Source organism: Mangrovibacterium sp., from assembly GCF_059905295.1.
On sequence record NZ_JBZQJF010000266.1, the window covers coordinates 1 to 9,134 of the forward strand.

The window sequence follows — 9,134 nt, forward strand, 5'->3', positions numbered from 1 at the left end:
CATGAAAATCTTCTGACAGAAGAAAATACAGCAGTTAACTACATTGAATCGCCGCCTCCCAAGCTAGTTGGCGAGCTCCTTTCCGATATTCAGGTTTATCGTTTATGATTTTCTGAACACTTTTCGGTTCCAGTATTCACTGATTCCGAATGATTTCGTGTGCATTTGATTTTGCATACCACTCCGTGATTATTTCAATTAATCACCTGTGTTCAAATTTCATAACACATAAACCATGCTCAACAAAATAATTCGTTTCTTTTTAGAGAACAAGCTGGTAACCTTCCTCTTCCTGATTGTAATCATCAGTTGGGGAATTGTGAATTCGCCTTTTGGATGGAATACCGGAATTTTGCCGTCTGACCCGGTTCCGGTTGATGCTATCCCGGATATTGGTGAAAACCAGCAAATCGTATATACCGAATGGCCCGGACGTTCCCCTCAGGATATAGAGGACCAAATTTCCTACCCGCTGACAACAGCGCTACTGGGAATTCCCGGGGTAAAAACCATTCGCAGTAATTCCATTTTTGGACTTTCCAGTATCTACATCATTTTTGATGATGATGTGGAGTTCTACTGGAGCCGAACCCGTATCCTGGAAAAACTAAACTCCTTACCGGCAGGTACTCTTCCGGAAGGTGTCACTCCATCTCTCGGGCCCGATGCCACGGCGCTGGGACAAGTTTATTGGTACACTCTGGAAGGCCGGGATAAAGACGGCAAACCGTCAGGTGGCTGGGATCCTCAGGAGCTACGCACGATACAGGACTTTTATGTGCGCTACGGGCTCACATCAGCCAAAGGGGTTTCCGAGGTTGCTTCCATCGGTGGTTTTGTTAAAGAATACCAGGTAGATATCGACCCCAATGCCATGAAAGCTTACGGAGTGACCGTTGCACAGGTGATGAATGCCGTCAAAAAAAGTAACCTCGATATTGGGGCACGCACACTGGAATTCAACCGGGCGGAATACCTGATTCGTGCATTGGGCTATATCAAGAATCGCAATGATTTGGAAGAAAGCGTGGTGGCCGTACACAACAACGTTCCGGTGCGCATCAAAGACGTGGCCAAGGTGAACTTCGGCCCGGCAACCCGTCGTGGCGGCCTTGACAAAGGTGGTGCTGAAGCCGTTGGTGGCGTAGTGGTAGCCCGCTATGGTGCCAACCCCATGGAAGTCATTAACAATGTAAAGAAAAAGATTGCCGAAATCGCTCCCGGACTCCCAAGCAAGACATTAAAAGACGGCACAGTTTCCAAAGTTACAATCGTTCCCTTTTATGACCGCTCCGGCTTGATTAAGGAAACACTGGGCACACTGAATTCGGCTTTGAATGACGAAATCCTCATTAGCATCATCGTGGTGATTATCCTCGTGCTAAACCTGCGGGCATCCATCCTGATCTCGAGTTTGCTCCCAATCGGAGTGTTAATCACCTTCATTGTGATGCGCAATTTCCATGTGGATGCCAACATTGTAGCACTATCGGGTATCGCCATCGCCATCGGGGTCATGGTCGACGTTGGAATTGTCTTTACCGAAAATATCATACGACATTTGGACCTGCCTGAAAACAAAGGGGCCCGTGGTAAGCATTTAATGAATGTGATCTATAGTGCGACCGTAGAAGTGGCTTCTGCGATCATGACAGCTTTGGCTACCACGATCGTGAGTTTCCTCCCGGTATTTGCCATGCAGGCTGCCGAAGGAAAGCTGTTCAGACCATTGGCCTTCACCAAAACATTTGCCTTACTGGCCTCCCTCGTAATCGGAATCACAATCATTCCCGCCCTCGCCCACGTGGTATTTTCGATTCGCTTTGACAAAAAACGTGTGTCACGAATCTGGAACAGCACCCTCATTGCTGCAGGTGTAATTTTGATCATCACCTTCCACAGCTGGATTGCCTTAGCGTTGATTGCCTTTGGAGTGAACAACCTGCTGGAATACCGCTGGCCGGAAAACAAACGCAACTACGTCAATCTGATCAATATTGCAATTGCCATGTCAATTGTCGTTTATTTTCTGACAGAGGAATGGATGCCGTTGGGCGCACAAAACAGCTTGTTGGTCAACTTCCTGTTTGTTATTTCTATCCTTGTTGTCGTACTTGGAACACTGATGACTGTTGTCCATTTCTACCCGGTCATCCTAAGGTGGTGCTTAGCCAACAAATGGAAATTCCTATCCGTGCCAATTACCCTGGTTTTATTTGGGATATTAATCTGGCAGGGAGCCGACAGAGCTTTTGGATTTTTCCCGTTAAAATGGAAAGAAACCGGAAGTTTCCAGGCTGTCGCCAAAACATTCCCGGGTATTGGTAAAGAATTTATGCCTGCGCTGGACGAAGGATCATTCCTGCTTATGCCGACAACCATGCCTCACTCAGGCATTGAAGAGAACACCGAAGATATTCGTTTGCTGGATATGAAGGTAAACTCTATTCCTGAAGTGGAATCGACTGTTGGGAAATGGGGCCGCGTCAACTCAGCTCTCGATCCGGCACCAATATCCATGTATGAAAATGTGGTCAATTACAAATCGGAATACATCCTGGACGAAGATGGCCACCGCATGCGCTTTAAAACAAATGACGACGGAGCTTTTGTATTAAAAGACGGAAGCACCTATAATCCTCATAAGGATGAATTCAGGGTCATTGAGAAAGATCAACTTATACCGGATGACAATGGCGAATATTTCCGTCAATGGCGCGACAAGATCCACAAGCCGGATGACATCTGGCAGGAAATTGTCAAACAATCCAGTTTGCCCGGGCTAACGTCTGCCCCGAAATTACAACCCATTCAAACACGGTTGGTGATGTTGCAAACCGGTATGCGGGCACCTATGGGTATCAAAGTTTTCGGTCCTAACCTGAACGTTATTGAGAAAACCGGGTACGAACTGGAGAAACTGATGAAGAATGTACCCGGAGTAAAACCGAGTTCAGTCTTTGCAGATCGGGTAGTTGGGAAACCTTACCTGGAAATCAAAATTGACAGGAAAGCCATTTCACGTTACGGACTGACGATTGATGACATGCAGATGTACATTGGAAGTGCAATCGGCGGAATGAAACTAACAACCGCCATCGAAGGGCGCGAAAGGTTTCCGGTTCGCGTGCGCTATGCCCGGGAGTTCCGCGACAACCCGGATGATTTAAAGAATGTTCTCATTCCTACGCCAGCAGGCGTTCAGGTGCCACTTGGGGAACTGGCAACCATCACTTACACCCGTGGTCCGCAGTTGATCAAAAGTGAAGATACCTTCCTCGTTGGTTATGTCATTTTCGACAAAAAACCGGGCTTTGCAGAAGGCGATGTGGTGGAAAATGCACAAAACTACCTGAATCAAAAGATCAAAGATGGGGATTTTGTCCTGCCTGCCGGTGTCAACTATAAATTCACAGGGAACTACGAAAACCAGATACGGGCTGCTAAACGGCTCATGCTCGTTGTACCAATTTCGCTGGTTGTCATCTTTTTGATTTTATTCTTCCAGTTCAAATCGGTCACCACATCAAGCATGGTCTTTACCGGAATCTTTGTAGCCTTCTCCGGAGGTTTCCTGATGCTTTGGCTATACAGCCAGGGGTGGTTCCTGAATTTCTCCGTAGCTGGTATAAACATGCGAGACCTCTTCCAGATGCACACCATCAACCTGAGTGTCGCGGTCTGGGTCGGCTTCATTGCCTTATTTGGAATTGCCACTGATGATGGTGTGATTATGGGAACCTACCTGATGCAGGTATTTGACAAGGAAAAACCAACCACTGTCAATGGCGTGCGCGAGGCTGTGCTGCATGCCGGTATCAAACGGGTTCGCCCAGCGATGATGACTGCCTCCTGTGCCATCATCGCACTGATTCCTGTGCTGACGTCAACCGGTAAAGGAGCCGATATCATGGTGCCGATGGCTATCCCTTCATTCGGAGGAATGATACTGCAAGTAATGACCATGTTTGTGGTACCTGTCCTTTACAGCATGTGGCAGGAAAACAAAGTAAAAAAAGCTCTTAAACGTGCAAAATAAAAGGACTATGAAAGGAATTAAAACAACATATATCCTATTGGCTTTCTTCCTTTTCTCTGGAAGTTTTGCCAACGCACAGGATCGGTTAGACAGCTACCTGGTGGAAGCTGCCAAAAATAACCCGGGATTGCAGAGTCAATTTGGGGAATACATGGCGGCCATGCAAAAAGTTCCGCAGGTAGGAGCTTTACCTGATCCGCAAGTGACATTCGGCTATTTTATTCAGCCGGTTGAAACCAAGCTTGGTCCTCAACGGGCCCGGGTATCGCTCACTCAAATGTTCCCTTGGTTTGGAACGCTGGGTGCTAAAAAAGATGTGGCCTCAACCATGGCCGAATCAAAATATGAACAGTTCCGCGAAGCCAAATCTCATTTGTTCTACGACGTCAAATCGACCTACTACAACCTGTATTTTACGCAGAAGGCGATCGACATCACACTGGAGAACATTACCATCCTCAACACCTTCCGCAGTTTGTCGCTAATTAAGGTCGAAGCCGGTATGGCCTCTACTGTGGATGTGCTCAGGGTGGAGATGGAACTGGCCGATCTGGAAAACCAGCTGGCTCTGTTACGAGACAATATGAACACGCAACAAGTGCAGTTCAACAATTTGTTGAATGTGGAGAACCAACGCACTGTGCTTTTGCCTGATTCCTTAAACAACACCGACCTGGAACTGACTCCTCAGGCTGTTTTAGACAGCATTCGCAGTAATAACCACCAGGTGTTGCAGATGGAGTTCATGGAAGCATCCTACGCCAAGCAACAGCTGGCTGCTAAAAAAATGGGCAAACCGAACCTCATGCTCGGATTGGATTACATGATCATCGGCAAAGGTTCGAATTCCACGGTAGCTAATGCCGGGAAAGATGCTTTTGTCTTTCCAATGGTCGGAATCACCATTCCATTGTATCGTAAAAAGTACACTTCCATGGTTGAAGAAGCAGTTCTTATGCAGGAATCAACAGAGAACAAAAAACTGGATAAGATCAATGTTCTGGAGACCACTTTTGCAAAGGCCGACAAGGATTACAAAGATGCCGACCGGCGTATCCCGCTGTTCCAAGGTCAGTCAGACCGGGCCAACAAGGCATTGAGTATTCTTCAAACCGAATATGAATCGGATGGTAAAAATTTTGAAGAAGTGTTGCGCATGGAACGACAGCTTTTAAAGTATAAACTGGAACTGGAGAAAGCCCGCTCAGACAAGCAGGCAGCTATTGCCTTCATCGATTACCTGGCAGGAAAGTAAACCCTAAAAAACGACAAAATGAAAACGAATATAAATTTTACCAAGAAAGACTACCGGGTGATCGGAATCACCCTTGTTGCAGGCTTGTTCTTAGGATGGTTGTTTTTTCATTCATCTTCCAACGAAACTGCAACAACGGCATCACAAACAACCGAAGAGCATGCTCCCGAGGATAATATTGCCTACTGGACCTGTTCGATGCACCCCCAAATACATATGGATCACCCGGGGAAATGCCCCATCTGCGGCATGGATCTGATTCCGGTGAAGAAAGGGAACAACAATGGCGAAGAAGCCATTTCTCCGGATGAAATCCAAATGACTGATGCTGCAATAAAGATTGCAGACATCCAGACCATGACCGTAGGAAAAGCTTATCCGGATAAGGAAGTATACCTGCTGGGCAAAGTGAAACCGGATGAACGAAACATTGCTGAACTTACAGCCCGCTTTGGAGGGCGCATTGAAAAGCTCTTTGTCAACTTCACCGGGCAAAAAGTAAGAAAAGGCGAGCGCCTGGCCTCGATTTATTCACCTGCGCTACTCACTGCTCAGAAAGAATTGCTGGAAGCACAGGACTACAAACAAACGAACCCTGACTTTTACAAAGCTGCGCGCAACAAGCTCAAGCTTTGGGATTTGACTGATGGCCAAATCGACCAGATTGAACAGAAAGGACAAGCTCAAAGTTATTTTGATGTATTATCCCCCATCTCGGGGACTGTAACCCGGAGGAACGTTTCGCAAGGCGATTATGTGAAGGAAGGAAGTGCACTGTTCCAGGTAATTAACCTGAACAAAGTTTGGGTGATGTTTGAGGCCTATGAGAGCGACCTCCCCTGGATCAAGAAAGGGGACAAAGTAACTTTCACAGTTAAATCGATTCCGGGGAAAAACTTCACCGGAAAGATCAGCTTCATCGATCCGACCATTGATCCGACTACCCGCATTGCACAAGTTCGGGTCGAAGCACAAAACAACCCGGAATTACTGAAACCGGAAATGTTTGCTAACGGGGTCGTTACTTCAACGATTGCAGGGAATAAGAAAGACTTAATGATCCCCAAAACAGCTGTATTGTGGACCGGTAAACGCGCCGTGGTCTATGTAAAAGTTGCCAATCGTCAGCAGCCTACCTTTAAATATCGGGAAATTGTACTCGGCCCTTCAGCCGGCGATTTTTATGTGGTAAGCAGTGGTCTGCAAGAAGGGGAAGAAATCGCAGTCAATGGCGTATTTAAAATTGATGCTGCGGCTCAACTGGCAGGCAAACCGAGTATGATGAACCCCGATGGTGGAGATTCCGGCGCCGGGAAAATGCCGGGAATGGATATGGGTGGAAGCTCTAACGCTTCAGCACAACAAACAGAAGCACAACCGGAAGCCGACAAAGCCGAAATATCCGATCAATTCAAAGTACAGCTTCAAGGCGTTTATAAAGCCTATCTGAATATGAAAAATGCATTCGTTGAGAGCGATGCAAAACAAGTGAGTACATCAGCTAAGACTGTAGCTGAAGCACTGAAAAAGGTGAATATGGAATTGCTGAAAGGAGATGCCCACATGGCCTGGATGGCACAATTAAAAACCATCAATAGCAGCATCAATAACATTAGCAATAGCACTGATATTAGCCAGCAACGAAAAGATTTTGCCGAATTCAACCAGGCTTTTTACAAGAGTATAAAACAGTTTGGACTACACGGGGAAACCGCTTATTACCAGTATTGCCCTATGGCCAATAGCGAACAAGGTGCTTACTGGCTAAGTGAAACAAAAGAAATCCGGAATCCTTACTTCGGAGAAGATATGCTGGGATGTGGAGAAACCAGGGAAACCCTGGAATAAGAGGAAGAAGGAACGGGAGCAGGTCTAACTGCTCCCTGCTCCCTTTAAATTACGTATAACCCTTAAAAAGCACTGTCATGGAAGAATTTATTCAAACACATCAAATTCGGACAGCAAACAAATTGTCCGACGATTTGAAAAAGGCATGCCAGGCTTTAATTGATTCCCAAAACGGGATCCAGACAATTTCGTTTTCCGAGAACCTAATTACAGTCGAGTACAATCCTTATCAAATCACAGAAGTGAACGTGGAGAAATTATTCTCCGATCTGGGAATTGAAATTTACAACAAGCCTGAAAAACAAGGATTCCTGAAACGCTGGATAAAAGATATGGCCAAAAGCAATCAGGAAAGTCTTGGGAGCGGACGGCTGGATTGCTGTGACCTTAACAGGAATCATAAAACAACAACAGAGTAGCCATGTTTTATGCAACACTTATCATATCAGTTATCCTGGTGGCGATCATCATGTTGGCACTTGGCTTAAAATTATTGTTCGACAAGAACGCCAAATTTACGGTTCATTCCTGTGCCCTGGAAGACGATGAAAGCCTCAATAAGGATTTGACCTGTTCCAAATGCCAGTTGAGAGATCTGATTGATTGTCCCGAGAAAAAGAAGGAAGATACCAGAGCTCAAACTGAAGAAAAATCATCAAACTAAGTGGTATGAAACTAATAAAAGCATATATCCGACACCGGAAAGCCGAGGAAGTATACCAAACCTTAAAAGACGAAGGCTACTGCGGCATGACCTTCATGGAGTGCGAAGGAACCGGCCGGTATTCCGATCATGAGAAGCAACATATCAGCGACAAATACCCATTTGCAGATGCTTACCGGGTTATTAAAATTGAGATCCTGATTGCCGACGAACATGTAGCTCCGGTAGTTGAGCTCATTCGTAAAAGCGGACGAACCGGATATCGTGGCGACGGCATGATCATCGTATCTCCGGTAGACGAGGTATATAAAGTCAGAAACGATGACAACGGTATTCTGGTAATTTAAAATAAAAACAAACAGCTCATGGATGTCTACATCAAAAATATGGTTTGTAACCGATGTATCATGGTCGTCTCCGATATTTTCAGAGAGGCTGGTTACCCGGATGCAAGTGTACAACTGGGTAAAGTTTCTGTTGAAGGATCTGTTACCGACGAGAAACTGGCAGCCATCTCAAACAAATTGAATGTTGCTGGTTTTGAAGTCATCAATGACAACAAAAGCCGGTTAATCGAACAGATCAAGAAACTGACAATTGACTTCGTGTACCAAAAAACAGACGGAGAGCAGCATGTCAATTTTTCTGAGTTTCTGTCGGGCAAGCTAAACCTGGATTATAACTACCTGAGCACGCTATTTTCCTCCGTTGAAGGGACGACTATTGAAAAACACCTGATTAACCTAAAGATTGAACGGGTGAAGGAATTGCTGGTCTACGACGAAAAATCGCTCAGTGAAATTTCCTTCGAGATGGGCTATAGCAGTGTCGCTCATTTATCGGGTCAGTTTAAGAAAGTAACCGGATTCACACCTTCATTTTTTAAGAAACTGGGCGAACAAAAGCGAAAAACAATCGACAAGGTCTAAAACCTTAAAATGATATAAATGAATTTGAAAATTGTGTAACAGGCCCGGGAGGTTCATCGCGTAACTTTGAAGTATAATTTAAATCAATCAGTTATGAAAACATTGAGTGAAATATTCAAAGGATTTAGGGCGTCAAATGAGAACAGAGAAACAGCGCCCTGCTGTGGCGGTGGTGGCGGACATGCTCACCATCAGCCAGAACAAAGTACTGACGCGAAAACGATTTACCAATGCCCGATGAAATGTGAAGGTGACAAAACCTATGACGAACCCGGTAATTGTCCGATTTGTAATATGCATCTGGCCCCGGTAAAACAATGAAACAACCGGCATCCACTGTTTTCAAAAAACCGGAGGCCCTTATACGAAAAGTGAATTTGAGTTAATCTAAAATTGAAA

The 9,134-nt window shown here is 45.5% G+C and carries 8 protein-coding genes; all 8 read left to right on the forward strand.

What is annotated here, in order from left to right; translation table 11 throughout:
• The first annotated feature begins 235 nt into the window (after positions 1-235).
• The 8 genes from AC37HE_RS13755 (at position 236) to AC37HE_RS13790 (ending at position 9,056) form a co-directional block, all read left to right on the forward strand.
• The gene (locus AC37HE_RS13755) at positions 236-4,039 is read left to right on the forward strand and encodes an efflux RND transporter permease subunit (protein ID WP_500783425.1); all 3,804 of its coding nucleotides are present in this window, start codon (positions 236-238) and stop codon (positions 4,037-4,039) included.
• A gap of 7 nt (positions 4,040-4,046) precedes the next feature.
• Positions 4,047-5,294 (forward strand): TolC family protein, encoded by a 1,248-nt coding sequence (locus AC37HE_RS13760; protein WP_500783426.1) that lies wholly within the window; start codon positions 4,047-4,049, stop codon positions 5,292-5,294.
• Between the two features lie 18 nt (positions 5,295-5,312).
• Entirely contained in the window at positions 5,313-7,142 is a 1,830-nt protein-coding gene (locus tag AC37HE_RS13765; protein ID WP_500783427.1) for an efflux RND transporter periplasmic adaptor subunit, read from the forward strand.
• A 77-nt stretch (positions 7,143-7,219) separates the two neighbouring features.
• Positions 7,220-7,561 (forward strand): LDCC motif putative metal-binding protein, encoded by a 342-nt coding sequence (locus AC37HE_RS13770; RefSeq protein WP_500783428.1) that lies wholly within the window; start codon positions 7,220-7,222, stop codon positions 7,559-7,561.
• 2 nt (positions 7,562-7,563) lie between these two features.
• Positions 7,564-7,806, forward strand: a complete 243-nt coding sequence (locus AC37HE_RS13775) for a hypothetical protein (RefSeq protein WP_500783429.1) — start codon at positions 7,564-7,566, stop codon at positions 7,804-7,806.
• Positions 7,807-7,811: 5 nt separating this feature from the next.
• Positions 7,812-8,153: a P-II family nitrogen regulator gene (locus AC37HE_RS13780; protein ID WP_500783430.1), complete on the forward strand. Its 342-nt coding sequence runs from the start codon at positions 7,812-7,814 to the stop codon at positions 8,151-8,153.
• Between the two features lie 18 nt (positions 8,154-8,171).
• Entirely contained in the window at positions 8,172-8,735 is a 564-nt protein-coding gene (locus AC37HE_RS13785) for a helix-turn-helix domain-containing protein (protein WP_500783431.1), read from the forward strand.
• A gap of 93 nt (positions 8,736-8,828) precedes the next feature.
• On the forward strand, positions 8,829-9,056 hold the full coding sequence (locus tag AC37HE_RS13790; RefSeq protein WP_500783432.1) for a heavy metal-binding domain-containing protein: 228 nt from the start codon (positions 8,829-8,831) through the stop codon (positions 9,054-9,056).
• Positions 9,057-9,134: the final 78 nt, after the last annotated feature.

Bases quoted from the DNA above. Each gene is read 5' to 3' on its own strand.
- AC37HE_RS13760 (WP_500783426.1), top strand. From the start codon at position 4,047: ATGAAAGGAATTAAAACAACATATATCCTATTGGCTTTCTTCCTTTTC.
- AC37HE_RS13775 (WP_500783429.1), top strand. From the start codon at position 7,564: ATGTTTTATGCAACACTTATCATATCAGTTATCCTGGTGGCGATCATC.
- AC37HE_RS13785 (WP_500783431.1), top strand. From the start codon at position 8,172: ATGGATGTCTACATCAAAAATATGGTTTGTAACCGATGTATCATGGTC.
- AC37HE_RS13770 (WP_500783428.1), top strand. From the start codon at position 7,220: ATGGAAGAATTTATTCAAACACATCAAATTCGGACAGCAAACAAATTG.
- AC37HE_RS13765 (WP_500783427.1), top strand. From the start codon at position 5,313: ATGAAAACGAATATAAATTTTACCAAGAAAGACTACCGGGTGATCGGA.
- AC37HE_RS13780 (WP_500783430.1), top strand. From the start codon at position 7,812: ATGAAACTAATAAAAGCATATATCCGACACCGGAAAGCCGAGGAAGTA.
- AC37HE_RS13790 (WP_500783432.1), top strand. From the start codon at position 8,829: ATGAAAACATTGAGTGAAATATTCAAAGGATTTAGGGCGTCAAATGAG.
- AC37HE_RS13755 (WP_500783425.1), top strand. From the start codon at position 236: ATGCTCAACAAAATAATTCGTTTCTTTTTAGAGAACAAGCTGGTAACC.